At 70.1% G+C, this 25,276-nt stretch carries 24 protein-coding genes and 1 tRNA gene; 11 read left to right on the forward strand and 14 right to left on the reverse strand.

The annotated features are described in order from the left end of the window. Window positions 1-62: 62 nt before the first annotated feature. Both ACQBAU_RS04725 and ACQBAU_RS04730 read right to left on the reverse strand, forming a co-directional pair. Window positions 63-677: a hypothetical protein gene (locus ACQBAU_RS04725; RefSeq protein ID WP_465259456.1), complete on the reverse strand. Its 615-nt coding sequence runs from the start codon at window positions 675-677 to the stop codon at window positions 63-65. A 382-nt stretch (window positions 678-1,059) separates the two neighbouring features. Continuing rightward, on the reverse strand, window positions 1,060-2,319 hold the full coding sequence (locus ACQBAU_RS04730) for a hypothetical protein (protein ID WP_465255002.1): 1,260 nt from the start codon (window positions 2,317-2,319) through the stop codon (window positions 1,060-1,062). A gap of 175 nt (window positions 2,320-2,494) precedes the next feature. Here ACQBAU_RS04730 and ACQBAU_RS04735 point away from each other — a divergent pair. The 5 genes from ACQBAU_RS04735 to lgt all read left to right on the forward strand — a co-directional run bounded on the left by ACQBAU_RS04735 (window position 2,495) and on the right by lgt (window position 6,450). Continuing rightward, window positions 2,495-2,568, forward strand: a tRNA-Leu gene (locus ACQBAU_RS04735). 79 nt (window positions 2,569-2,647) lie between these two features. Continuing rightward, entirely contained in the window at window positions 2,648-3,484 is an 837-nt protein-coding gene (locus ACQBAU_RS04740) for a hypothetical protein (RefSeq protein WP_465255001.1), read from the forward strand. Between the two features lie 94 nt (window positions 3,485-3,578). Continuing rightward, window positions 3,579-4,376 (forward strand): Bax inhibitor-1/YccA family protein, encoded by a 798-nt coding sequence (locus ACQBAU_RS04745; protein WP_434549905.1) that lies wholly within the window; start codon window positions 3,579-3,581, stop codon window positions 4,374-4,376. A 137-nt stretch (window positions 4,377-4,513) separates the two neighbouring features. Beyond that, on the forward strand, window positions 4,514-5,380 hold the full coding sequence (gene ypfJ / locus ACQBAU_RS04750; RefSeq protein WP_434549906.1) for a KPN_02809 family neutral zinc metallopeptidase: 867 nt from the start codon (window positions 4,514-4,516) through the stop codon (window positions 5,378-5,380). Between the two features lie 83 nt (window positions 5,381-5,463). Then, entirely contained in the window at window positions 5,464-6,450 is a 987-nt protein-coding gene (lgt, locus tag ACQBAU_RS04755; protein ID WP_465255000.1) for a prolipoprotein diacylglyceryl transferase, read from the forward strand. Between the two features lie 21 nt (window positions 6,451-6,471). Here the strand turns inward: lgt and ACQBAU_RS04760 are convergent, their stop codons facing one another. The 7 genes from ACQBAU_RS04760 to ACQBAU_RS04790 all read right to left on the reverse strand — a co-directional run bounded on the left by ACQBAU_RS04760 (window position 6,472) and on the right by ACQBAU_RS04790 (window position 15,185). Then, window positions 6,472-8,505 (reverse strand): glycoside hydrolase family 3 protein, encoded by a 2,034-nt coding sequence (locus ACQBAU_RS04760; protein WP_465254999.1) that lies wholly within the window; start codon window positions 8,503-8,505, stop codon window positions 6,472-6,474. A gap of 75 nt (window positions 8,506-8,580) precedes the next feature. Continuing rightward, window positions 8,581-9,216, reverse strand: coding sequence for a peptide-methionine (S)-S-oxide reductase MsrA (msrA, locus tag ACQBAU_RS04765; RefSeq protein WP_434549910.1), 636 nt, complete (start codon window positions 9,214-9,216; stop codon window positions 8,581-8,583). A 50-nt stretch (window positions 9,217-9,266) separates the two neighbouring features. After that, window positions 9,267-9,698 (reverse strand): hypothetical protein, encoded by a 432-nt coding sequence (locus ACQBAU_RS04770; RefSeq protein ID WP_434549911.1) that lies wholly within the window; start codon window positions 9,696-9,698, stop codon window positions 9,267-9,269. 107 nt (window positions 9,699-9,805) lie between these two features. Continuing rightward, on the reverse strand, window positions 9,806-10,483 hold the full coding sequence (locus ACQBAU_RS04775) for a uracil-DNA glycosylase (RefSeq protein WP_465254998.1): 678 nt from the start codon (window positions 10,481-10,483) through the stop codon (window positions 9,806-9,808). After that, on the reverse strand, window positions 10,480-11,829 hold the full coding sequence (locus ACQBAU_RS04780) for an MFS transporter (RefSeq protein WP_465254997.1): 1,350 nt from the start codon (window positions 11,827-11,829) through the stop codon (window positions 10,480-10,482). Before ACQBAU_RS04780 ends, ACQBAU_RS04775 begins: the two co-directional genes overlap by 4 nt. A 72-nt stretch (window positions 11,830-11,901) precedes the next feature. Further along, window positions 11,902-13,164 (reverse strand): L,D-transpeptidase, encoded by a 1,263-nt coding sequence (locus ACQBAU_RS04785; RefSeq protein WP_434549914.1) that lies wholly within the window; start codon window positions 13,162-13,164, stop codon window positions 11,902-11,904. A gap of 128 nt (window positions 13,165-13,292) precedes the next feature. After that, window positions 13,293-15,185 carry a CocE/NonD family hydrolase gene (locus ACQBAU_RS04790; RefSeq protein ID WP_434549915.1) on the reverse strand — a complete coding sequence of 631 codons (1,893 nt, stop codon included), beginning with the start codon at window positions 15,183-15,185 and terminating at the stop codon, window positions 13,293-13,295. A gap of 158 nt (window positions 15,186-15,343) precedes the next feature. On the opposite strand from ACQBAU_RS04790, the gene ACQBAU_RS04795 reads away from it, so the two are divergent. From ACQBAU_RS04795 to ACQBAU_RS04805, 3 genes are read left to right on the forward strand one after another with little or no spacing between them, the layout of a single operon-like run. Beyond that, a complete protein-coding gene (locus tag ACQBAU_RS04795) occupies window positions 15,344-16,117 on the forward strand; it encodes an NAD-dependent epimerase/dehydratase family protein (RefSeq protein ID WP_434549916.1) in 774 nt (257 codons plus the stop codon). Window positions 16,118-16,156: 39 nt separating this feature from the next. Further along, window positions 16,157-17,059, forward strand: coding sequence for a hypothetical protein (locus tag ACQBAU_RS04800; RefSeq protein WP_434549917.1), 903 nt, complete (start codon window positions 16,157-16,159; stop codon window positions 17,057-17,059). After that, entirely contained in the window at window positions 17,056-17,454 is a 399-nt protein-coding gene (locus ACQBAU_RS04805) for a DUF2089-like zinc ribbon domain-containing protein (protein ID WP_434549918.1), read from the forward strand. The genes ACQBAU_RS04800 and ACQBAU_RS04805 overlap by 4 nt, the downstream gene beginning before the upstream one ends. 198 nt (window positions 17,455-17,652) lie before the next feature. Here the strand turns inward: ACQBAU_RS04805 and greA are convergent, their stop codons facing one another. Together greA and ACQBAU_RS04815 are read right to left on the reverse strand one after the other, a co-directional pair. After that, complete coding sequence (gene greA, locus ACQBAU_RS04810) at window positions 17,653-18,165, reverse strand: transcription elongation factor GreA (protein ID WP_465254996.1); 513 nt, start codon at window positions 18,163-18,165, stop codon at window positions 17,653-17,655. Between the two features lie 111 nt (window positions 18,166-18,276). Beyond that, the gene (locus tag ACQBAU_RS04815; protein ID WP_434549920.1) at window positions 18,277-18,675 is read right to left on the reverse strand and encodes a DUF4307 domain-containing protein; all 399 of its coding nucleotides are present in this window, start codon (window positions 18,673-18,675) and stop codon (window positions 18,277-18,279) included. A gap of 159 nt (window positions 18,676-18,834) precedes the next feature. Here ACQBAU_RS04815 and mca point away from each other — a divergent pair, with 159 nt between their 5' ends. Continuing rightward, window positions 18,835-19,743, forward strand: coding sequence for a mycothiol conjugate amidase Mca (gene mca, locus ACQBAU_RS04820; RefSeq protein ID WP_465254995.1), 909 nt, complete (start codon window positions 18,835-18,837; stop codon window positions 19,741-19,743). A 9-nt stretch (window positions 19,744-19,752) separates the two neighbouring features. Further along, the gene (locus ACQBAU_RS04825) at window positions 19,753-20,043 is read left to right on the forward strand and encodes a hypothetical protein (RefSeq protein WP_465254994.1); all 291 of its coding nucleotides are present in this window, start codon (window positions 19,753-19,755) and stop codon (window positions 20,041-20,043) included. Between the two features lies 1 nt (window position 20,044). On the opposite strand, the gene ACQBAU_RS04830 is transcribed toward ACQBAU_RS04825, so the two are convergent. The 3 genes from ACQBAU_RS04830 to ACQBAU_RS04840 all read right to left on the reverse strand — a co-directional run bounded on the left by ACQBAU_RS04830 (window position 20,045) and on the right by ACQBAU_RS04840 (window position 23,903). After that, window positions 20,045-21,811 (reverse strand): glycoside hydrolase family 35 protein, encoded by a 1,767-nt coding sequence (locus ACQBAU_RS04830; RefSeq protein ID WP_434549923.1) that lies wholly within the window; start codon window positions 21,809-21,811, stop codon window positions 20,045-20,047. Between the two features lie 92 nt (window positions 21,812-21,903). Then, entirely contained in the window at window positions 21,904-22,566 is a 663-nt protein-coding gene (locus ACQBAU_RS04835) for a response regulator (RefSeq protein ID WP_434549924.1), read from the reverse strand. After that, window positions 22,563-23,903, reverse strand: coding sequence for a sensor histidine kinase (locus tag ACQBAU_RS04840; protein WP_465254993.1), 1,341 nt, complete (start codon window positions 23,901-23,903; stop codon window positions 22,563-22,565). The genes ACQBAU_RS04835 and ACQBAU_RS04840 overlap by 4 nt, the downstream gene beginning before the upstream one ends. A gap of 121 nt (window positions 23,904-24,024) precedes the next feature. On the opposite strand from ACQBAU_RS04840, the gene ACQBAU_RS04845 reads away from it, so the two are divergent. Beyond that, window positions 24,025-25,230 carry an acyltransferase family protein gene (locus tag ACQBAU_RS04845; RefSeq protein WP_465254992.1) on the forward strand — a complete coding sequence of 402 codons (1,206 nt, stop codon included), beginning with the start codon at window positions 24,025-24,027 and terminating at the stop codon, window positions 25,228-25,230. The last annotated feature ends 46 nt before the right edge of the window (window positions 25,231-25,276 follow it).

Below are 25,276 nucleotides of genomic sequence, written 5' to 3' on the forward strand. Positions count from 1 at the left end.
GCTTGTCGGGGGGGGCAGGTGGTGTGGGGTGGTTCGTCGCGGGTGTCGTGGCGCTCGGAGCCTCACGTCCCAGGACAGCCATCTTCGCCGTAGGAGACCGTGCGGCGCTCACCTCGTGGATGTGTACTCGTACGCACCACCACGTCGAAGCATCCGGTCCGGTCCATCACCAACCCACCCAACAGGCCGCGCGTGCCGAGTGTGGAGCGGCATCGGTCCAGCGTGATGACCAGGGCATCGCCGGCGTAGTCGTCCAGGCGCCACGATCCCTCGGAGCCCGTGGTCCACACCGCGGCAGGCACCCACGCCGTCCACGCCTCGGTGCCACCGGTCCGGACGACCTCGATCGTGACCCAGTCGGCCTCGGCCGGCAGGAGGATCGGCGTCTTCGCGAAGTAGCCGAACCGCTGGGTGTCCTTGACCGGCGGGGATCCCGTGGTGGCGTAGGCATCGCCATGGCCGGCCGCGTCGATCATGGTGAAGACGACCTGGCTGACGGTGAGCTGCGGTGTCTCGTGGTCGCGTGCGGAGAGCGACACGGTGTCCGAGCAGCCCAGCATGACCGCCCCCGTGATCGACGGGACGGGGGCCGGCAGCGTCGGCTCGGAGGGGTGCTCCGGTGCGCCAGTGGTGCAGGACGTGATCACGGCCAGGAACATGGCCACGCCGATCGCCACACTTCTGGGTGGACGCGACCGGCTGGTCGTCCGGGTTCGCACCGACGACGGCATCACGACCTCCCTTGGTCGACGCGGCTCACACCTGAGCGTACGCGTACGTCGGCACGCAATGGAGTCCGAAGCAGCTCAGCTGGTGTCGGGTGGTCGGTCGAGGGCCGTGGTGCCGTGGCGGTCCCGGCGGTAGGTGTGGTTGTTGGGGCTGGTCCAGTCGTAGGTGCCGGGCCAGGTCATGCTGTAGCGCCATCGGCTGTGGGTCTTCAACCGGTGGTGGCGTCGGCACAGGGGTGCCAGGTTGCTCGTACGGGTCGGTCCGCGCGCAGGATCCCCGGGATCGTACGGCTGGATGTGGTCGATGTCGGTGGTCCAGCGTGGGGTGCCGTCACCGTTCTCGCGCAGGGCGACGGGGTGGGCCGGTCGGTCGCACCACGGGGAAGACGCAGGTGCGGTCGCGGAGGGCGACGATCTCGCGGATCTTGTCGGGGACCTGGTGACCGTCGGAGGTGGTGGTCTCGTTGAGGTCGATCACGGGCCGGACGGAGATGTGGGTGGCCGGGGCGCCGCACCAGGCCTGGACCTGGTCGGCGGTGACGGGGGTGCGGAGGTTGCCGAGCTCACCGACCGCGACCCCGCCGTTGGTGGTGAGGGCGTCGGCGGACAGGTGTGCGTAGAGCACGAGGGTGCGGCGTCGCAGGTAGGGGGCGAGGTCGGCCCAGCTGGCGGGGCGTCTCGACGAGCTCGACGAGCGTCGGTCGTCGTCCCCCGAGCGTGGGGCGTCGTCCCCCGAGCGTGGGTCGTCGTCCCCCGAGTGTGGGTCGTCGTTCCCCGAGCCGGTCGAGGGGTCGGCGTCCGGACCCGTCGGGAGGGTGTCCTGGCGACGGCTGAGGATGCCGAGGGCCATTGAGCGGCGGACGTCGAGCGGGTCGTCGCTGCCCCAGTCGGTGAGGGCCCGGGCGATGTCGGCGATGGCGCCCTCGAGGTCGAGGGCATCGACGAGGTCGAGTTCGGCGTCGAGGTGGCAGGTGCCCCGCGGGGTGGGGGTGCCGCTGTCGACCGACACGTACCGGCTGTCGGTGTCTGCGCTGTCGCCGGTGTCGGCGTCGGTGGTGTCGGGCTCGTGCCGGAGGCGGGCCTGGGCGGCGAGGCGTTCGACGGCGCGTCGGCCGGCTCGGCCGGTGACGGCGGCGAACTGGGCGTCGACGTACGCGGCGGCCGCTGCATCGAGGGTGGTGGTGTGGTCGACCAGCATCCGGGCACGGTGCGGTGGGATCTGGCCGCCGACGACCAACGCCCAGGTCCGGGGGAGTCGATGGGCGAGCTCGGTGACGGTGCCGATCAGCTGGTGGGCCCAGCCGGTGGTGGAGCCGAGCAGGCTGCCGAACTCGGCGATCGCGGGCTCCTGGACGTGGGGTGTGCCCGGTCCGGCGACGGGGACGGCCAGGTCGATGTCGCCGCCGGATGGTTCGGCGTGGCGGGCGGCCCACTCCAGGGCGGACTGCCACACCGCGATCTCGGCCTGGTCCCGCATGGTCTGCATGTCCCGGACCGACCTGGCGAGCTCGCGGGTCGACAACCCGGCGGGCGTGCGGCCGGTCATCGCGAAGACCGGGCCTGCCTGCGTGGTGGGTGTCGTGGTTGCCATGTCCCGAACACTAGAGGTCGCCACTGACAAGAATCGTACGTACGGTCGAAATGTGGGGTCAGTGTCTCTCGCCATGCTCGAGGGGAGTGATCGTCGGAGCCTCTCGACAGGCTCGAGGAGCGTGGATCCGTACGCACGCCTTTCGGTCGTGCGGTTGCCGTACGATCGCGCGTGCGCCCCTGTGGCCCAATCGGTAGAGGCAGGCGGCTTAAAACCGCCGGGTTGTGGGTTCGAGTCCCACCGGGGGCACCCGTGCTGTGGAGGACGCGCCTGCCCGGTCGCCGAGATCTGGCAGACTCGCCTCGCCCCCAGCAGAGGAGTCCTGAACATGTCCGATGCCAAGCCCAGCTCGCCGTCGAAGCGCTCACCGTTGAAGGTCGTACTGATCGTGGTGGCGTCCATCGTTGCCCTGGTCCTGCTCGCGGTCGGCGGGCTCGTCGCGTACGCGAACCTCCGGCCGGTGAACGCGGCCGACTATCGCGTCGCCCAGGGCGACCTGGAGGGTCTGACGCTGGCACTGGAGCCGCTGGTCAACCGGCAGTCGCAGATGCTCGACCTGTCGACCGACCCGACGCCGGAACAGATCGAGGCCGCCGGGCAGGCACAGCGGGACCAGCTGAAGGCGTTCTCCGACGCGGTCGACGCGTACGGTGACGTGCGCGCCATGAAGGACCCCGAGATGGAGCGGCTCCACCAACGGCTGGTGACGACCCGGGACGAGGAACTCGCGCCGATGGTGAACGACTTCGTCGACAACTACGCGGCCGTCTCGACCATGGTGAAGGCGTGCGAGACCTTCGACGCCTCGCTGCCGACCCAGCCACCGGGCGACGCCGACCGTGCGTGGTTCGATGCCCAGGTCGCCGCGTGCGAGGAGGCGGTGACGGCGGCCGCCGCGTCGACGATCTTCGCGCCACTGGTGAAGGTACGGCAGGACCAGATCGCGGCGATGCGGGTCGGCTACGAGGAGTACGGGGCAGCCGTCGGCAAGGGTGACCTGGAGGCCGAGACCGCGGCGCAGGAGAAGATCGGCAAGGCCCAGGTCGGGATCGGCACCCGCATGGCGAGGGGCCTGGAGGGGGTGTCGTCGATCGCGCACCACACCTTCGTCGCCGTCGACATCGACATCGCCGAGATCGACACCTACTGCACCGACAAGGTCTGACCCCCACCCGACCCTGACTCGTCCCGTACGGGGGAAGGTCCGGGTGGCCCGGACACGTACCATTGGGGGGAGCACCACACCCAGGAGGAATGCGATGCTGCGTAGTTCGAACCCGGTCCTGTCCCGCCAGGACGCGTTCACGCCCGGACAGCCCCAGACCGCGTACGACCAGCACGGGTACCCGCTGCCCGGCGCACCGACCCCGCCGGCCAAGCCCGAGGGTCGGATGACCCTCGACGACGTGGTGACCAAGTCAGCCATCCTGATCGGCCTGCTGGTCATCTCGGCGGCGGCCGCGTGGGTGCTGATCCCCGACAGCCTGATGCTGCCGGCGATGATCGGCTCCGGCCTGGTCGGCTTCGTCGTCTCGATGGTCGTGGTGCTGCGCCGCGTCATGTCGCCCGTGCTGGCCGGGGCGTTCGCCCTGATCGAGGGCGTCTTCATCGGCATGATCTCGAAGTACTTCGAGTCGTTCTACGCCGGCATCGTCCCCTCGGCGGTGCTCGCCACCTTCGTCGCCGCCGGCATCACCCTGGCGGCGTACAAGTTCCTGAACGTCCGCGTGAAGGGCATGCTCGCCAAGGTCGCGATGGTCGGCACGATCGCCTTCGCCGGCGCCATGCTGCTGAACTTCGGGCTCGCCATGTTCGGCATCAACCTCGGCCTGCGCGCCGGGGTGACCGGACCGGTCAGCCCGCTCGCGATCATCGTCTCGGCCATCGCCGTCGTGCTGTGCGTGCTCAACCTGTTCCTCGACTTCCAGCACATCGAGAACGGCATCCGGATCGGTGCCCCGGCCAAGGAGTCGTGGCGAGCCGCCTTCGGGCTGACCGTCACCATGGTGTGGCTGTACGTGGAGATCCTGCGGATCCTGTCGTACTTCCGACGCTGACGGGTTCCGGGGGCTTGGTCGCAGGCCGACCCCAATCAGCCCGGCAGCACCACCGGTCGTCCATTTCTCAGTAGGCTGCTGCCACACGGCAGCCGCCGTGTCGTGACGCTGGATCGACTGGCTGGCGGGGTGGGTACATGCGGTACAACGAGGGCTCAAAACTTGACCCGTCGCAGGTGAGCGGCGGCGGTGGTCGACGCCGGACCGGCGGCATCGCCGTCGGCGGCGGCGCCGGCATCATCGTGGTCATCCTGGCCCTGCTGCTCGGGTTCAATCCCGACATCCTGCTGGGTGGCGGCGGTGAGCAGCCCGGCCAGCCGCCCGGCGGGGAGCAGACGCTGCAGAACTGCCGGACCGTCGAGGACATCGAGCGCGATCGCAACTGTCGCTTCGTCGCCTACACCAACTCCATCCAGGAGTACTGGTCGGAGAACCTCGAGGGCTACCAGATGACCAAGATGGTGGTGTTCTCGCAGTCGATCAGCACCGCCTGCGGCCAGGCGGGGTCGGAGGTGGGACCGTTCTACTGTCCGGCCGACCAGCAGGTCTACATCGACATCGAGTTCCTCGACAAGCTGTTCGCCCAGCTCGGTGCCGAGGGTGGGGACGCGGCCGAGGCGTACGTCATCGCCCACGAGTTCGGCCACCACGTGCAGAACCTGGTCGGGACCATGGGCGAGGTGCAACGCCAAGGGCAGCAGACCGGGCCCGAGTCGGGGGCGGTCCGGCTCGAGCTGCAGGCCGACTGCTTCGCCGGCACCTGGTTCGCCTGGGCGATGGCGCAGCCGGACGGGCTGATCAGCGAGATCACCCACGAGGACGTGCAGCGGGCCCAGAACGCGGCCATCTCGGTGGGCGACGACTACATCCAACGCCAGTCCGGTGGTGGGGTGAATCCGGAGGGGTGGACCCACGGGTCGTCGGAGCAGCGGCAGCGGTGGCTGATGACCGGTCTCGAGACCGGTGACCCGAACGCGTGCGACACCTTCGGCGGGGACATCTGACCAGTCGGCGGACGAACGCTCACGCCACCGTCGTACGACGCGGGTTCCCGGGTTAGGGTGGTGCCGTGCCGGGTGACGTGGTGATGAGCATTCCCAGTCCGCCGGTGAGTTCGTTCCACTTCGGACCGATCGAGATTCACTTCTACGCCTTGTGCATCCTCACCGGGATCGTGCTGGCGATGCTGCTGACGAACCGGCGGCTGGTCGCCCGGGGCGTGGAGAAGTGGCTGGTGATCGACATCGTGATCCTGGCCGTACCGCTGGGCATCGTCGGGTCCCGGATCTTCCACGTCCTCACCCATCCCAGCTACTACTTCGGGCCCGGCTCCAACCCGTGGAACCCCTTCGAGCCCGGGTCGGTGTGGGCGATCTGGGAGGGCGGCATCGCCATCTACGGTGGGCTGATCGGCGGTGCCCTCGGCGCCTGGATCGGCTGCCGGAACGCCGGCCTGCGGCTGTGGGTGTTCGCCGACGCGTTGGCGCCGGGGATGTTGTTGGCGCAGGCCTGCGGCCGGTTCGGCAACTGGTTCAACCAGGAACTGTTCGGTGGGCCGACGACCCTGCCGTGGGGCCTGGAGATCGACCCCGACAACCCCTCCTTCCCCGACGGACTCCCGCCCGACACGCTCTTCCACCCGACCTTCCTGTACGAGGTGTTGTGGAACGGCCTCGGGGTGCTGGTGCTGGTGTGGCTGGGCCGGTTCACCTGGTTCCACTGGGGACGGCTGTTCGCGTCCTACCTGATCTGGTACGGCGCCGGCCGCGTCGTCTGGGAGAACATCCGGATCGATCCGAGCGAGGTGATCTTCGGCCTGCGGACCAACGTGTGGTCGGCGATCCTCGGCATCGCCGTCGGCGTCGTCATCCTGTTGATCCGGTCCCGCAGGACCGGCGTCGAACCCAGACCGTACGTCCCCGGCCGCGGCCCGGAAGTCGACGCCGAGGCGGACGCCGGGGCCACCGACGCGGATGATCCCGAGGTGGACGAGTCCGAGCCGGACGACGCCGAACTGGACGAGTCCGAAGCGGTCGAGTCGAAGGAGACCGCGGAAACGCCGGACTCGCGCTGAAGCCGTACGTGCGTGGAGGGCTCAGCTCGTGAGCCCGAAGCCCCGTTCCCACCGGTTGCCGGCGGCGTCGACGTACACGTACGGGCGCCCGTCCATGTACTTCTCCTTGTCGTAACCGGGAACGTCGTTGGGGGAGGCGCACCTGCCCTGGTCGTCGACGGCGATGGCGGCCTGGTTGATCGGGAACGTGAGCGGCAGCCGCCCGGTCGGGGTGAAGCCGCCGACCACCGCGTCGAAGACCACGTCGGTACGGGTGTCGAAGCCGACCAGCACGGCGTCGGCGAGCTCGTCGAGCGTCCCCGGCAGCCATGGCATCACCACGTTGAGCCCGACCACGAGGGTGTCGACGCTCTCGCGGATCTTCTTGATCTTGGTCAGGTTGACATGGGAGTGCTCATCGATCGTGAGGTCCAGCAGACCCATCGACCGGAAGTAGTCCCCGGTGAACGGATTCGCGAAGACCACCGCGACGTCGGCCAGGCCGTGGTCGGTGGTGAACGCGATGTCGGGGTGGGCCGCGGCGATCCGGTCACGGAGGTCGTCGAGCTTCGCAACCGTCAGGTCCGCCTCGAACAGTTCGACGTAGACCTTCTTGCCGGCAAGGGATTCCGGCGTCAACGGCAGTACGCCCGTGCCCGGTCCGGTGCCGTTGCGCACCAGCACCACCGATCGGCGGTGGGCCTCTGCGGCGGCCGCCTCGAACTCGGCGTTGGCGACCACCGTGTCGGCGTGCTCGGGGTCGACGTACGGATCGTCGAACAGCCCCAACGCGAACATCTCGACCAGCAGCAGCTGCGCCGCCTGGTCCAACCGCTGTGACGAGAACAGCCCGGTCGTGAAGGCGGTTCGGATCGAGTGCACGTCGTTGGTGTCGGCGAGGATGTCGGTCCCGGCGGAGATCGCCGCACCGGCCCGCTCGGGCACCGACAGGTCCTCCAGGCCCCAGGCCATCTTGTTGAGGACCCCGGAGTCGGAGTTGATGTAGCCGGTGTGGCCCATCGACCGCAGCAGCGCCAACACCTCACGGTTGTAGGTGAAGCCGACGGGCTCGAACTCGACCAGCCGGCCCTGCGGGGTCGCCGACTTCTCCTTCGACGGCATCGCGTAGTACGGCATCACGCTGGAGGTGCCGGCATCGATCGCGGCCTGGAACGGCGGCAGGTGGTAGGCCTCGAAGGATCCGGGCGTCGGGTACACGTTGAACTGGCCCTCGGCGTAGTGCGGATCGAACCCGTTCTCCCGGGCGCCACCGCCGGGGAAGTGCTTGGTGGTCAGCGCGACGCTGTCACGGCCCAACCCGCCCTCGCCCTGGAAGCCGTGGACCACCGCGGTGATCGCGGCGGCGTTGAGCTGGGGGTCCTCGCCGAAGGTGCCGTACGAACGGAACCAGCGCGGATCGGTGACCGTGTCGGCCATGTACATGTAGCCCTTGCGCAGACCGGAACTGCGCCACTCCTGCCGTGACTTCTCGGCGAAGTCGCGGATCAGCGCGACGTCACCGGTGGCAGCAAGGCCCAGGGTGCCGGGCCACTGCGTGAAGTCCTGGTCGTCGGGGCGGGCACCCATCTTGAACCCACCCAGCTCGTTCTTCGAGTTGGCGGTGGCGACCACAGGCACTCCCCAGCGGGTGCCCTCGGCCACCTCCTGCATCGCATTCACCCAGGTGGCGATCCGTGAGCCGGTGGGGGTCTCGCGCATGATGAAGTGCCGCATGTGCAGTTCGGTGATCTGCTCGGTGGTGCCCTCGTACGGATCCCCGGCGCTGTTGTGAGGATCCATCTTCACCGCGTGGTGCTGCTCGTCGAGCGCCCCGTCATGGCTGGTGAGTGACGGGTCGTGCTGGGAGATCCCCATCGTCCGGGAGTTGATCACCATCAGGCCGATCTTCTCCTCCGGACTCATCCGGGAGACGAGGTCTGCGGCCCGGTCGGCCGGCGAGAGTCGCCAGTCCTCGTACGGGGTCAGCTGTCCGTCGCCGTCGAGATCGCGGAACTGCAAGCCGTCGACCTCGATCAGCGACTTGACACGGTTCGAGATCGGCACCTGTGCGGTCATGGCTGCTCCTCTTCCCAACGACGTGTCTCATCATTGTGGTCGAGCTGTGCCCGGTTGGCCACAGTGGCCGTGACCTCAGGCCCGGCAGGTCACCCCGGTGGCGTGGATCGGGCAGTACCCGTTCGGGTTCTTCTCGAGATACTGCTGGTGGTACGCCTCGGCGTAGTAGAACTCCGGTGCCGGGCGGATCTCGGTGGTGATCTTGGAGTAGCCGGCTGCCGCGTACGCCTTCGCCGCGACCTCGGCGGACCTCGCGGCCTCGGCGGCCTGCTCGTCGTTGCTGGTGTAGATCGCCGAACGGTACTGGGTGCCGACGTCGTTGCCCTGAGCCATGCCCTGGGTCGGATCGTGGGCCTCCCAGAACTGCTGCAGCAGGTCGGCGTAACTGATCATGGTCGGGTCGAAGTGCACCCGCACCACCTCGACGTGTCCGGTACGGCCCGAGCAGACCTCTTCGTACGTGGGGTTCGGGGTGTGGCCGCCCTGGTAGCCGACCGCGGTGAGCTTGACGCCCTCGGTCTGCCAGAACATCTTCTCCTCGCCCCAGAAGCAGCCGAGCCCGAAGTGGGCGACCTCGGTGCCGGCGGGCGGCTGGTCGAGTCGGGTGCCGAAGATCTCGTGGAACACGGGGTGCTGCAGGACCGGGGTGTCACGGCCGGGGAGGGCCTCCTCGGCCGAGACCAGTCGGGTGCTGCGTCGGGTCAGGAACATGCCCCCAGTCTTCCACGGCACACCAGCCCGGACTCGTGGCAGACGTGGCCTCAGTCGGCCTGGTCGAATCCGAGCAGGTCGACGGTCACCTCGCCCCGCGGCAGGCCGAACCGGACCGACACCCGGTCCGCCCGCGGCTGCCAGGCGAGGATCCGCACCCGTCGGGGGTGAAGAGTGCCAATCGCGACCCGACCGAGGTCGCCCTCGACCGGACTGTGCGCGATCATCACGGCACCGTCGGCGAAGCCGATCCGGGCGGCACCGGGCGCGGGGAATGGCTGCACGTACGACACCGGCACGCCTCGGGCCGCGGCGGCGGCGACGTGGTGGGCGAGCACCACGGTCGAGCCGGTCTCGGCGATGATGTCGGTCAGCGCGGTGTCCAGGTCATCGAGGCCGAGCGGCGGCCAGGACTCGTCGTCCGGCTGCTTCGGGTGGCCCAGCGTGTCCCTGATCCGGGCTACCCAACCTCGGGTGGCCATGCCCCCATTCTTCCGGACCCGCGCCGACTTGGCCATGGGGTTGGGGCAGCCATGTCGATCACCGATGAATCAGGGTTGTCGTACGACCGGTCCTCAATGGGTTGCGCTCAGCCCAGCGACCAGTCGACCGGCTCGGCGCCCTGGGCGACCAGCGCCTCGTTGGCTCGGCTGAACGGTCGGGACCCGAAGAAGCCTCGGTCCGCCGACATCGGCGACGGATGGGCCGACGCGATCGACGGAACCTCCCCCAGCATCGGCGTCAGCGACTGGGCGTCGCGACCCCACAGGATCGCGACCAGCGGACCGCCGCGGGCGACCAACGCCTCGATCGCGGTCTGGGTGACCTGCTCCCATCCCTTGCCGCGATGGGATCCCGACCGTCCCGGCTGCACGGTCAGCACCCGGTTGAGCAGCAGCACCCCCTGCTCGAACCACGGCGTCAGGTCTCCCGAGGTCGCCGGTGCCACCCCGAGGTCGTCGTGCAGCTCGCGGTAGATGTTGGTCAGGCTGCGTGGGATCGGTCGCACCTGTGGCGCCACCGAGAAGGACAGCCCGACCGGATGGCCCGGTGTCGGGTACGGGTCCTGCCCGACGATCAGCACCTTGACCCGGTCCAGCGGCAGCGTGAACGCGCGCAGGACGTGCTCCCCGGCCGGCAGGTAGCCGCGTCCGGCCGCGTTCTCGGCCCGCAGGAACTCACCGAGTCCGGCGACCGTGTCGGCGACCGGTGCCAGGGCGCGGGCCCAGGTCGGGTCGATCAGGTCGGTCAGCGGGCGGGCGGTCATCGGCGCTCCACGGGGTAGGGGCGGAAGCCGTCCGGGTCGTCGGGCGGGGCGCCCACGTCGCACGGCTCGCCGGGCAGGTGCGGTTCGGCCGGCTCGGTCAGCACCGGTTCGGTGAAGGCGGGCTCCGGGTCGCCGGGGGCATCGTCGTGCTGCGGCGCGCCGGGCGGCATCCGCAGCGCCAGTGCCGAGCCGAGGACCAGGATCACCGCGCCGACCCCGAACCCCAACGGGAACGAGCCCTGGGTGGCGATCCAGCCGGCGGCCAGCGGGCCGATGATGGCGCCGAGGTCGGTCACCATCGAGAACACCGCCACCGGGGTGCCGCTGCGTGCGCCGGCCGCATCGCCGACCGCTGCGGCCGGGGCCGTGCCCTGGAAGGCCGCGCCGACGCCGTACAGCGAGAGCGCGACGATCAGCACCCAGACGTTGCCCGCCAGCGAGACGCCGACCATGCCGACCGCACACACCAGACCCGAGGCGATCATCGCCGGTCGGCGGCCGACGGTGTCGACGAAGCGGCCGGCCGGGGCCAACATCACCGTCTGCACCACCGCCGACACGGTGAACGCCAACCCGGTCCACGCCGGCTCGTGGTGCAGCACGTCGACGACCACGATCGGGATCAGTGCCGACCGGACGCCGAAGGAGTTCCACCCCTGCCCGAGCCCGGCTACCAGGGCCGCCTGGTAGCGGGTGTCACGCAGCACGTCGCGGAACGGCCGGACCCCGTCGCTGCTCGCCTCCTCCTTGTGCTTGCCCGACGACCGCAGCACGACCAGGCCGATCAGGCCGGCGACGACCAGGGCCGCGGCGTAGAAGTAGAACGGCGCCGTCAGCGAGATGCCGGCCAGCAGGCCGCCGATGCCGGGGCCGGCCATCCCGCCCAACAGGAAGCCACCCATGTAGAGGCCGGACGCGCGGCCGCGCAGATTGGGCGAGACCGTGTTGAGCACCAAGGTCATCGCCGACACGGTGAACATGGCCGACCCGATGCCGCCGAGGCCGCGCAGCACCATGAACTGCAGGTACGTCGGGGCCAGCGCCGACACCGCGGTCGACACCGCCACGATGAAGATGCCGACGGTGAGCACCGGTCGCTCGCCGAACCTGTTGATCATGGGCCCCACCGCCGGCGCGGCCAACAGTCGGGCGAACGCGAACACCGACACCACCGCCGAGGCGGCGAACGTGTCGACCTCGAAACTCTTGGCGAACACCGGCAGCACCGGCAACATCACCCCGAAGCCGACGGCCACGGTGAACGAGATCATGCCGAGCACGATCACGCTGCGCGGAAGGGTGGTCCGGCTCCGGATCCAACGCCTCACCGACGCGCTGGTGCTCAACGGGCCAATCCTGTACTCACCCGGCCAATCCTGCCACCCGATGATCAGGGACCATCGCGGCGGATGACCGATTCAGCCGAGGGCTGACTTCGACTTCACCTCGGGCCAGCTCAGGTTCCAGTCGGTGTAACCGTTCAGCGGCTCCATGCCTCGGTTGCTGCCGTTGAACGTCGCGACGTCGCCGACGGCCATCGTGTTGAACAGCCACTCCGCGTCGGCCATCGACATCCCGACGCAGCCGTGCGAGGCGTTGTTCTTGCCGAAGTGCCGGGAGTTCCACGGCGCGGCGTGGAAGAACTCACCGGAGTTGGTGAGCCGCATCGCGAACTCGACGTCGTCGAGGTCGTAGTACTCGGGGTCGTTGATGTCCTCGGTCTCCGACCGCATGGGCGTGTGGCGCAGCTTCTCGCTGATCACCTTGGTGCCGTTGCGGGTGGTGAACCCGGCCTTGCCCGCCGAGACCTGGATCGTCCGCGACAGCTTGTCGTTCACGAACACCCGCATCACGTGCTTGGCCAGGTCGACCTCGGCCACCACCTTGCGACCGACCTGGAACGACCACGACCGCGTGGTCTGCCCGTACAGGTCAGCGCCGGCCTTGACCCCGTTCAGTCGGGCGTCGACCTCGACCTTCGTGCCGGCGATCCAGTACGTCGCCGGCCGGTAGTGCACCTCGGAGTCGTTGGGCCAGTACCAACTGCCCGCCTGTGCCGGGGTGGTCGTGATGTGCAGGTGCTTCTCGACGTTCGCCCGGTCGGTCACCGGGATGTCGAACCGGATGATCACCGGCATCCCGACGCCGACGGTCTGGCCGTCGAGCGGATAGATCGAGGGGAAGGTCTGCTGGTCCAGGGTGAGGTCCTGGGTCTGGAAGGTTCGGCTGATCGACGACCGGGTGCCGTCGGCGGCGACGGTGTCGATGTTGATGGCGTACGTGGTGCCCGGCTCGAGGCCGTCGGTCGCCCGCCACTCGGTGCGGTCGTCGTTGAGCCCGCCCGGGACGGTCAGCTTCTCCTTGCCCGACTTGGTCTGCACCACGGTCGAGGCGGTCACCGCCTCCAACGTGCCGTGCGCCGCCTTGATGTTGAGCAGGGTGTCGACGGTGACGCCTTCGGCCCCGTCGTCGACGTTGCTGGTCAGCGTCACCGGTGACGAGGTGGGCGACGGCGTGGGGGTCGGCTCCGGCGCGGGTGCCTGCGACTGCGGTGCGGACGTCGCGGGCGCCGGGTCCTGCTGGGGCGCGGGCTGGTTGGGGTTCGTCCCGCAGCCGGCGACGAACACCACGGTCCCGAGCAGCAGGGCGAGGACCGTCCGGGTGGTGCCGGTGCGTGCCATGAGTGCCTCCGAGGCCGGGAACGTTCGCCTCCACTGTGGCACGGGAACCCAACGCCGTACGCCCGGAACGGCTGCCCTGTCGGCGAATCGTTGCCGGATCGCGACCCCGCCGGATCGCGGGGAGCGGATCAGCGTCCGGGGTCGTCGTCGGGGCTGACCGGAGGAGTCGGGATGACCGGCAGCGTGAGGAAGGACACCCCGGCCCCGTGGTGGTGGACCGTGTTGGACGCCACCCGGACCGACCGCGATGTCCACGCCGGCTCGCCGGTGTTGGGGTTGACGTCGAACCGCGGAAAGTTCGAGCTCGACACGTCGAGGCGGATCCGGTGGCCGCGGCAGAACAGGTTGCTGATCGGGTACAGCTCGATCTCGATCTCGACCACGTCGCCGGGCCGGTGGTCGGCGATGACGCTGCGCAGTCGGATGATCGAGTCGGTCAGGTTCAGGGCGTACCCGTGCGGGTAGTCCGGCGACGGCGGATGGACGTCGATCAGCTTGGCGGTGAAGTCGGTGTCGGGGCAGTCGGTGGACACCGCCAGCCGCACTCGGACCGGGCCGGTGACCTCCAGGTCATCGGTCAGGGGCTCGGTCCGGAAGCTCAGCACGTCCGCCCGGGTGTTCAACGGCAGGTACGGGGCGTGGGCGCCGTAGGTCGTCGGGCCGGGCCACTGATCGAACCCTCCCGGCTCGACGAGCGGGGTACGGAGCTCCAGGGCGGCGGCGGAGGTGACGTCGTGGACTGGCCCGGTGGGGGACTGCACGGTCTCCAGGGAGGAGAGGCTGCCGCCGATGGTCGGGACGGGCCGGCGCGGGTCGAAGTCGAAGGTCGTGGAGCCGGGGCCGGACACCGGGGCGGCGACCTGCAGGGTGGCGTCGCCATGCAGGTACAGGACCAGGTCGCGGGCGCGTTCCAGCGGCCAGGTCGGCTCGTCACGCCAGTGGCCGCCATGGCGCAGTCGACCGTCGGGGCCCTTGGTGCCGCTTCCGCCGCCCATGACGAAGATCCGCACCGGTGGACGGGTCGCCCAGCCCTCGTCCTTGCCGAGCAGGAACTCGTCGTAGAAGCTGCGGTGCAGCTCGCGGAAGGAGTCCAGTGCTGCGTCCGGTCCGAAGCTGACGTCGCCGGACACCGTCCCCTCGACCTGACCGGTGCCATGGGTCCACGGACCCATGATCAGGTAGGCCGGTGCGCTGTTGCCGTCACGCGCCGCGACGTACAACTCGCACGTCGCCCTGGCGTAGGAGTCGTACCACCCACCGACGGTGAGCATCGGCACGTCGGCAAAGGTGTCCATGTCGCCGACGGGCCACACCGCCGGGTCCCGCCAGCGTCCGTCGAAGGTGTCGTGCTGCGCGATCTCGAGCGCCCAGTCCTCGTACCCGGGGAATTCGTGCAGTGGTGAGGCTCCCCGGCGCAGCGGCAGCGCGGTGAACAGCTCGGCGGCTCCGGGAGCGTCAAGGGCGGCGCTGCCGAACCAGTCGCGACCACCGTGTGCTGCCGGATTGAGGGCCGAGTGCCACAGCGCCCACGCGATGAACCGCAGCTCGATCGCCCCGCCTTGACGGACCGAGCTGCTGAACGCGCAGGACCCACTCATCGTCGGGACGATCGCCGCCAACCCGGGGGCGCCGGCCGCCGCCATCGCGGTCTGGGTCCATCCCGACCACGACGTCCCGTACGTGGCGACCCGGCCGTCGGACCACGGCTGCTCGATGATCCAGGCGGCGGTGTCGGCACCGTCGTCGGCCTCGGGCCACAGGAAGTCGACCGTGCCGCCGGAATCGAAACAGCCACGGCAGTCCTGGGTCACCGCGGCGTAGCCGTGGGAGGCGAACCAGTCCGCCCAGGCGCCGTTCTCGGGGTCCTGCAGCCGCGTCTTGCTGTACGGGGTCCGCACCAGCACGGTGGGTCGTCGCGACAGCCCGTCCGAGCCGTCGGAGCCACCCGGCAGCACCACGTCGGTGGCCAACTCGACACCGTCACGCATCGCCACGGAATGGGTGGAACGGATGGGATCCACGAGTGCCTCACTGCTCTGTGTCGGGTGCGACCGATGTCGGCTCGATGTGCTCGGGTGCCACGGTGATGCCGCCGCGGCCACCCTATCGCCGGACCGACGGACGCTCAGCGACTGATCAGGTCGCCGGGCGGACGGTTCAGCAGGCAAGATGTGCGTTCATGCGCATCGTGATCGTCGGCGGGGCAGGTGTCCTCGCAACCCAGATCAGCCCGTACCTGCAACAGGCCGGCCACCAGGTGGTCGCCCTCGGGCCGGACGCACCCACCGTCGCCGGCGTCGAACACGTCCCCGGCGACGCCACCGACTTCGACGTGCTGCGCCGCGGTTTCGCCGGCGCCGATGCGGTCGTCAACTTCGCGCTCCGGGCCGCCCGGGGTGCCGGTGCCGACGAGCAGACCGATCCGGTGCGGGCCGCGTTCGCCGTCAACGTCGGCAGTGTGTACGCACAGTTGCGGGTCGCGGCGGCCGAAGGGGTGGCCGCCTTCGTCCAGATGAGCACCTTGGCGGTGTACGAAGGGTTCGGACAGCAGCGCCGCTCGGCCCTCGAGCCGACCGACGGCACCAGCCTGTACGGGGTGACGAAGCGGATGGCGGAGCTGGCCGCGGAGTCGGAGGCGGCCCGTACCCCCGAGTTGACGGTGACCACCCTGCGGATGGGCTACCCGACCAGGGCCGAGTGGTGGCCGCGCTGGGGCAACCCGGTGGTCACCGAGCCCGGTCCGGTGCCGAGCTTCGACGGCTCGTCGTACGCCGCCGTGCACCCTGAGGACCTGGCCGAGGTGATCCTGCTGGCCGCGGCCCGCCGCGGGCCGTACGTCGCGGCGCCGGTCACCGCCGACCTCGACGGGGCCGCCCTGGCCGACCAGTGGCCGCACGTGCTCGGCTGGCGTCCCCGACACGTCCTCGGGGAGATCCCCGAACCGGCCCGCTGACCGACCGGTCGGGTGGCGGGTGGGCCTAATATCGGAACCATGAGTGACCTGCAGTCCATCCTCGAGGACCTCGCGGCTGGACGGATCTCCGCCGACGAGGCGTCCCGCCGCATCGACAGCCTGGACCGCGACGACCGACCGGGCGGACCGGAGAAGGTCGCCGAGCCCACCGACGAGGAACTTGCCGGCAAGCGTGACCCCGGCCCCGACGCCGGCTTCCGCGGGTACGCACCGCCCCCCCCACCGAAGGGGTTCGGCCCCGAGGAACGCCGCACCTCGGCCAGGCCGAGCGGCAGCAAGGGGGTGGAGCGGCTCGAGATCCGCGCCTCCAGCCGTCGCGTCCGGTTGATCGGTGACCCGGGAGTGTCGACGGTCTCGATCGACGGGCCCCACGTACTGCGCCGCAACGGCAAGGTGCTGGAGATCACCAGCGAAGGGCAACTGACGCCGTCGCTGGACGGGTTCTCGCTGTTGCGGACGCGGAGCCTGCACGACCTGCGCGTCAACACCTTCGGCGGCAAGGAGTTGGCGATCCGGGTCAACCCGTCGCTGCTGATCGACGCCGAACTGTCCGGCGGCATGTTGACCACGATGGAGGTGCCGTACCTGGGCAAGGTGCGGGTCACCGCCGGCGGTGCCCGGATCAACGGGGCGGCCGAGATCTCCGACGCACTGATCCAGGCCGGCCAGGCCACCATCAAGGGCACCTTCCGCAGTGGTCGCTCGCGGATCCGGTTCGAGTCGGGACAGGGCAGCATCGAGCTGGGCGACGAGTCGAACGTGACGATCCGCTCGGAGGCGCACCTGGGGAAGGTCGCCTGGGCCGGGGCTCACTCCGGTGAGGGCGCCGAGGTCGTGATGGGACACGGGAACGCCCGGCTGGACGTCGAGGCGATGATGGCGTACGTGACCGTACGCGTGGGGGAGGGTGAGACCGCATGAGTGGCCGAGCAGGGGGCTATCGGGCCCCGTCCGACTGTCCCGTCTGCGGTGACGACCTGATGCTCACCCAATTGGCGTGCGACTCGTGCGACACCGAGTTGTCGGGCCGCTTCGAGGCGTGTGACTTCTGTGGCCTGGACACCGACGAGTACGCCGTCGTCCGGGCCCTGGTCGTCGCCGGTGGGGACGTGGCGGCCGTCGCGGGCGAGCTGGGCACGACGACGCAGGACGTGGCCCGCCGGCTCGCCGAGCTGGCGCCCCGGTTCGCGCCGCGGGCCCCGGGCTCGGGTGACGCCGCAGCTGGCCGCGACGCCGTACCGGACCGGGATGACGTGTTGACCAGGGTGGTGACCGGGGAACTGACCCCGGAGGAGGCCCGCAACCTGCTGAGCTGACGGGGACCTCTGAGCTGACGGGGGCCATCGCAGGAATGGGCGCCACAGCGACGCGTCTGGACGTGAACTCCAGCTGTGTCGCTGTGGCGCCCCTTTTTACGAGCGCGTACGTGCAATGCAGCGAGTCCCGCACCCGGATCGGGTGCGGGACTCGCCACTGGCTGAGGGTGCCGGGCCCCAGCCCGGCGGTTGGCTGGGTCAGCCGGTGAAGGGCTTCACCGAAACGATGCTGACGCTGATGTCCTTGCCGTTGGGCGCCTCGTAGGTGACCGCGTCACCCTTGGACCGGCCCAGGATGGCGGCGCCGAGCGGGGACTGCGGGCTGTAGACCTGCATGTCGGTGACCGCGTCGTCCAGACCGAGCACCTCGCGGGAGCCCAGCAGGAACGTCTCGGTGTCGTCGAGGTCGCCCGCGAAGGCGATGGTGACCTCGGTCCCGGGGGAGACGGTGTTCGGATCGTCGGGGGCCTCGCCGACCTCGGCGCGCCGCAGCATGTCCTGCAGCTGCCGGATCCGGGCCTCCTGTTGGCCCTGCTCCTCGCGAGCGGCGTGGTAGCCGCCGTTCTCCTTGAGGTCGCCCTCGTCGCGGGCGGCGGCAATGCGGTTGGCCACTTCGGTGCGGCCCTCGCCGGTCAGGTGAGCGAGCTCGGCCTGCAGCTTGGCGTGGGCGTCACGGGTGAGCCAGATCGTTTCTTGGGTGTGTTCAGCCATCCGGACAGTCTAACCATTCGGCTGCCGGAAGCCAGTCACTTCGTCTCCAGCAGAATTTTGCACCGTGACAAGGCTGCGGTCAAACCACCTCACGCCGGCGGTGAGGCGACCTCAACCACTGCTGCACCGGTCGACCGACAGCGAGGTGGCGCGCCGGAAGGTGCGCATCGTCTGCTCCACCTCGGTCAGCTCCGATCCGCCGGGGGCGAGTTCGATGGTGACCTCGCCGACCCGTTCGAAGTTGTCGGCCTGGGCGATCACCCGGCACCGGGCGGCGACGCCGGTGTCGTGGCGTTGCACGGTGGCGGTGAACCGGGCCTCGGTGTCGGAGAGCACTTCGAACCGGGTGACCTGCGCATCGACGGCCGGGGTGGCCATCGCCAGTCCGGCCCACACCACCCAGGCGAGCGCGAGCGCGGCGCCGGCGACCACCAGGCCGATCGCCACCCGCGGGGAGGTGCGAGGCGGCGGGTAGCGGCGGGCGAGCCGCTCACTGGTGGTGGACGTCATGCCCTCGAGGGTATCCGTGGGTCGGGCTGGGTGCTGTCTCGGCACCGGGCCGGTGCTGTCTCGGTCACCGGGCCGGTGCTGTCTCGGTCACCGGGCCGGTGCTGTCTCGCTTGTCGGGGGCGACATGCGATCGGGGCCGGTCCGGGTGAAGATGGGGCAATGACGTCTTCGCCTCGCCTCGATCGTGACGGGGAACCGCTGCGGCTGCTGCACGTGCACGCCCATCCCGACGACGAGTCCAGCAAGGGTGCCGCCACCTCGGCCCGTTACGTGTCGGAGGGGGTGCAGGTGCTCGTCGCCACCTGTACCGGTGGCGAGCGCGGCTCCATCCTCAACCCGGCCATGGAGCGCCCCGACATCCTCGCCAACATCACCGAGGTCCGGCGCAAGGAGATGGATCGGGCCCGCGACATCCTCGGCATCGAGCAGACCTGGCTGGGCTTCGTCGACTCGGGCCTGCCCGAGGGCGATCCGCTGCCACCGCTGCCGGACGGCTGCTTCGCCGTCCAGGACCTCGAGGTCGCGACCGCACCTCTGGTGAAGGTGATCCGGAAGTTCCGGCCGCAGGTGATGACCACGTACGACGAACGCGGCGGCTATCCGCACCCGGACCACATCATGTGCCACCGGATCAGCGTCGAGGCGTACGAGGCGGCCGCCGATCCGACCCGCTACCCCGAGCTCGGGGAGCCGTGGGAGGTGTCGAAGCTCTACTACCACTTCGGTTGGCACTACGAGCGCTTCGTGGCCCTCGACCAGGCGATGAAAGAGCGGGGCCTGGAGTCCCCGTACGCCGAACGGCTGGCGAGTTGGGTGCGGGAGCCGGAGTGGGAGGCGCGGGTCACCACCCGGGTGGAGTGTGGTGACTGGTTCGGGGTCCGCGACCAGGCCCTGCTGGCGCACGCCACCCAGGTCGACCCCAACGGGGCCTTCTTCGCCGTGCCGCTGGAGGTCGTGCAGCAGGCGTGGCCGACCGAGGACTACCAACTGGTGAGCAGCCGGATCGACGCGCCCGTCCCCGAGGAGGACCTGTTCGCCGGAGTCGTCGCCCGTGCGTCGGCGGCGTAGGCTGGGCGCATGATCTGGTTGGAGGTCGACCCGGAGATCGCGAAGCCCGGTTGGATCACCGTGGCCATCGTGGTCATCCTGTTCGCGGCCGTGTTCTTCCTGTGGCGCAGCATGCGCAAACTGCTGCGGACCATGGATCCCGACCTGCCCCATGAGGCCGACCTGGTCGCCGACGGGGCCGATCTGGTCGACGACGGGGCCGACGGCCATCGGGGCCGGCTCGACGACGACGGTCCCGACGTGAGGCCGGGGCAGCGCCAGTCGGTGACGCCGGCGTCCAGTCCGGTCTCCCCGATCTGAGTCACGCCCCGCGCAACTGCACGCTGCCGGTCCGGGTGGGCCCCATCTCCAGCAGCACCAGCTCGTTCGCGCCGGGGCGCAACAACGGGCCCGGTACGTACCACGCGTCCTGCGGGCCACGGTCCCAGTAGCGGCCGAGGGCGAACCCGTTCACCCACAGGTGCCCGCGGTTGCGGCGGGGTAGCCGTACGAGCGTGTCGGCGGGCAGGTCGACGGCGAACTCGGCACGGTGGAAGCAGGCCTCGTCGGCCTCCACCACCGGGTCGTCCCACGGCACCCTGGGCAGGGTCGTCAGGTCGAGTGCGGTCGCGGCGAACCCGTGCACGAACTGGCGTTCGTGGCGGACGGCCCGGATCCCCTTCAGGTCACGCAGGTGCGGCCCGTAGTTGACCCGCCCCATCGCCTCCACCAACACCTCCAGGGTGGCCGAGGCGCCCGGTACGGCGAAGTCCAGTTGCTCCATCCCGTCACGTTCGGTGAACCCGACGAGCTCGCCGTCCACCTCGACCCGGGCCAGGTCGGCCAGCCCGTCGAGGTGCAGTTGCCGACGCTCCCGCGGGCCGGGCACCTGCGAGCGGTAGCGCACCAGCCCGTACTGCACACCCAACGACTCGAAGCTCGGCGGTACGGGTGCGGTCGCGGTGACCGGCTGTGCGTCCAGCACGGCGCGCAGCGGGGCCGAGGCGGTGACGGTCAGGTCCTGGTCGGGGAGCATCGGCGTCGGCTCGGGCACCGGCGGGACGTCGCCGGTGGCGTACGGCATGATCACCTCGCGCAGTGCGTGGAACAGGGCGGTCGGCCGGCCGAGTTCGTCGATCGGTGCGTCGTAGTCGTACGAGGTGGTCGTCGGCCGGTACTCGTCGTCGTGCAGGTCGCCACTGAGGTTGGCCCCCGACCAGCCAGCGAAGTTCGTGCCACCGTGGGCCATGTAGAGGTTGAGGGACCCGCCGGCGGCGAGCAGGTCGGCGACCTCGGCGGCCACCTCGGCGGGTTCCCGGGTCGGGGCGGCGTGTCCCCAGTGGGTGAACCAGCCGCACCAGAACTCCATGCAGAACAGTGGATCGCCCGTGCGGTGGTGGCGGAGTTCGGCGAACGCCGCACGGGCGCCGCTGCCGAAGTTGACGGTCGCCACGGTGTCGTCGACGGTGCCCCCGGTCAGCATCAGGTCGGTCGGTCCGTCGGAGGTGAACAGCGGCACCGTGATGCCGTGCCGGAGCAGGGCGTCGCGGAGGTGGACGAGGTAGTCGCGGTCGCTGCCGTACGAGCCGTACTCGTTCTCGACCTGGACCATGATCACGTTGCCGCCGTGGGTGGTCTGGCGGACCGCGATCCGGGGGATCAACACGTCGAACCAGCGGTCAACCGCTGACAGGAACCGGGGATCGGCACAGCGCAGTGGCACCGATTCGTCGGCGAGCAGCCAGATCGGCAGGCCGCCGGCGTCCCATTCGGCGCAGATGTACGGCCCGGGGCGGACGATCGCGTCCAGTCCGACCTCGGCGGCGAGGTCGAGGAACCGTTCCAGGTCGCCGAGTCCGGCGAAGTCGAACTCGCCCTGCCGTGGTTCGTGCAGGTTCCACGGGACGTAGGTCTCGACACAGTTCAGGCCCATCGCCCGCAGCAGTTCCAGCCGCTGCCGCCACTGCTGGGGGTGGACCCGGAAGTAGTGCAGGGCGCCCGACAGCACCCGGTGCGGTCGGCCCTGTCGGACGAGGTGCCCGTCGGCGACGGTGATGGTGTGGTCATCGGTGGCCGACGAGGCAGTCATGGGTCCTCTCCAGGGTGCGCGGTTCGGGCAGGCAGTTCACTGTGCCCGAAGTCGACCGTCGCTGTCATCCTGCGCCGGGTGGCGGAATCGTCTCAGACGAGTCCGCGCTCCCAGGCGGCCCGGACCGCGGAGGCGCGATCGGCCACCCCGAGCTTGTCGTAGACGTGTCCGAGGTGGGTCTTCACCGTGGCCTCGCCGATGCCGAGTCGACTCGCGATCGCCCGGTTGGTACGTCCTTCGGCGACGTAGCCCAGCACCTCGACCTCCCGGCCGCTGAGCGGGACCTCGCCGGTCCGGCCGGCGAGCACGGCCAGGGCGGCCGGGGTCAGCACCGGGCGTCCCTCGGCCAGGTCGCGGACCGCGCGGACCAGGTCGGCCCGCCGGGTGTCCTTCAGCAGGAAGCCGTCGGCGCCGGCGTCCATCGCGGTCCGGACGTCGCGATCGGTGTCGTACGTGGTCAGCACCAGGATGCGCGGCTGTCGGCCGGGGGTCCGGCGGAGCGCACGGATGGCCTCGACACCGCTGCCGGCCGGCATCCTCAGGTCCATCAGCACCACGTCCGGGGTGGTCCGGGCGACGACCGCGACGGCCTCGACGCCGCCACCCGCCTCGCCGACGACGGCGATGCCGTCCTCCGAGCCGAGCATCCCGGCGAGGCCGTCGCGTACGACGGGGTGGTCGTCGGCGATCACCACCCGGATGGCGTTGCCGCCGGTCCCGGTGCTGCTCGTGGTGGTGCTGGGGGAGTCGGTCACCGCGGCACCGTGGCCGTGATCGTGGTGCCCCGGCCGGGTGCCGAGGTGATGTCGAGGTGCCCGCCGAGGGCTTCGACCCGCTCGGCCATCCCGCGGAGGCCGTGGCCCGGAACGGCGATGGTGCGATCGAAGCCGCGACCGTCGTCGGTCACCGTGACCGTCTCGAGGTCGGCGGAGCCGTCGAGCACCACCGTCACGGTGTCGGCGGCGGCGTGGCGGGCCACGTTCGCCAAGGCTTCCTGGACGACCCGCAACAGCACCGGACCGTGGTCGAAGTGGGTGGGGGCGCTGTCGGCGTCGAACTCGATGACGACCCGGTGGGTGCGGGACCAACTGGCGGCGAGCTCGCCGACGGCCTCGACCAGACCCGCGTCGCGGAGCTGTTGGGGTGCCATCGCGTGGACCGCCCGGCGGGCTTCGACCAGGCACTCCCGGGCCGCCGTCTCGGCCCGCGCCACCCGGTCCTGGGCGGGGCCGTCAAGGGTGTCGGGCAGTGCCTCGAGTTGCCGGATCACCCCGACCAGCCCTTGGGCGACCGTGTCGTGGATCTCGCGGGACAGCCGTGCCCGCTCCTCGGAGATGCCGGTGGTGCGCGCCTGCTCGAGCAGCTGGTGCTGCAAGGAGGCGTTCTCCTCGGTGACGCGGAGCAACTCCTCGACCGCGTCCTCGCGGGCCTTGACCTCCCGCTCGCGCAGTTCCGCCACGTGCACCATGGCCAGCGCGATGGCTCCGTTGACCAACGCCAGGCCGACGAACAGCACGGGGGAGGCGGAGACGCCGGGGAGGCTGCCGGCCTGGCCGAAGGCGCAGAGCAGTGCCGTCGCGGCCACCAACACCCGCTCCTGCCGACCCTGGAGGAAGCGGCCGGCGTCGAGGTAACCGACGAAGGCGTACACGCACACGAACGGATTCAGCGTGACACCGACGAGGGTGATCACCCCGTGGGCGATGCTGAAGATGACGGCAACCCGTGATCCCGGCTTCACCTTGTGCACGTTGCGTTCCAGGCCGATGCGCATCATGATCAACAGCGCCAGCGGAACGGCCGACCAGGCCACAGCACCCTGCGCGATCACGATGCCGGCCAGGGCCCACCCGATGACCCACGAGACGATCGCCAACGCGATCGGAATCAGCCGCAACATCATCGGCGGGATCGGCTCGCACGCACTCGCGTCCGGCGAGCTCACACCCTCGCCCGTCGAGCTTGTCGAGACGTCCGTCGAGCTTGTCGAGACGTCGGCACCCACGCCCGTCGAGCTTGTCGGGACTTCGGTGGGCGGGGTGATCGCCTCGGACGGGTGGGCGTCGTTGGCCGGGCGGGTGATGGTGGCCATGGCCACCATTGTTGCTGGTCGAGCTCCCGCGGGCCACCGAATCGGCATCCCCCGATCGGTTGATGCGCTGCACGTCAGTTGGCCGATGCCTGAGCCGCTGCCCGTCCGTACCGTCGAAGACATGACCTCCCCAGCACCTGCCGCCACCCATGCGGCACCCTCACCCGCCCGCGCCACAGCGCCCCGGGTTCGACTCCACGGACTGGATGCACTCCGTGCCGGAGCCCTCGGTCTGGGCATCGTGTTGCACGCGATCATGCCGTTCGCGGCCGGCCTGCCCTGGCTCGTCTCCGACGTCAACCAGACCGATGTGGTGTGGATCGGCATCTACTGGATCCACCTGTTCCGGATGACCCTGTTCATGATGCTCGCCGGCTACTTCGGTCGGATGGTCGTCCAGCGTCGGGGACAGCCCTCGTACGTGAAGGATCGGCTGCTGCGGATCACCGCACCCCTGGTCGGCTTCTGGCCGATCGCGGTCGCGTCGTTGGTGGTGCTGGCGACGCTGAACTCGATCCTACGAGACGTGACGGCCCCGGCCCCGCCACCCGGGATGACCGAGGTGCCGCCGGTGCTGTTGCTGTTCGGCCCCGGTCACCTGTGGTTCCTGCTGGTGCTGACCGAAGTCGTGTTGATCATGGTGCTCGCTCGTACGGTGTTGATCAAGGTGTTGGGCGCGGAGCGGAGTGCCGTGCTCGCCGAACGCATCGGCGGCGTGCTGTCGGCCCCGTTCGCGGTGGTGCTGCTCGCCGTGCCCTACTTCGTCGCCATGCTGGTCCAGGGCGACTCGACGCAGGGCATCATCGCGCCGCAGACCATCATCCCCGCCCCGGGTGCTCTGGTCGGGTACGGCGGCGCCTTCCTGGCCGGCTGGTTCCTCCACGCCCGCAAGGATGCGCTGCAGCGGATCGCGCGTCAGTGGCCCGTGCAACTCGGCGTGGCCGTCGTGCTCGCGGTGATCGGACTGCTGACCTCCCCGGTGATGATCGGCCTCGTCGCGCACTCGGCGGTGATCGCGCTGGCCGGCTGGGCCTGGGTGTTGGCACTGACCGGGCTGTGCGTCCGGTTCCTCGGCCAGGAGCGGCCGTGGGTTCGGTACCTTGCCGACTCGTCCTACTGGGCCTACCTGCTGCACCTGCCGCTGTTGGTCGGCTTCGAACTGCTGATCGCCGACCAGCCGTGGCCGATCCTGGTGAAGTTGTTGCTGACGGGCGCCGTGGTCGGGGCGGTGCTGCTGCTGGGCTACGACCTGTTCGTCCGCAGCACCTGGATCGGCAAGTGGCTCAACGGCCACCGGCGACCGCGGGCCCTGTTCCGGCGGCGCTGATCGTCGTCCCGGCTGCGTCGAGTGGGCAGTTGGCGAGGTCCGGCTG

The sequence above is a fragment of the Carbonicoccus niuqiaonis genome (assembly GCF_050157065.1).
Taxonomy (GTDB): domain Bacteria; phylum Actinomycetota; class Actinomycetes; order Propionibacteriales; family Propionibacteriaceae; genus Avipropionibacterium.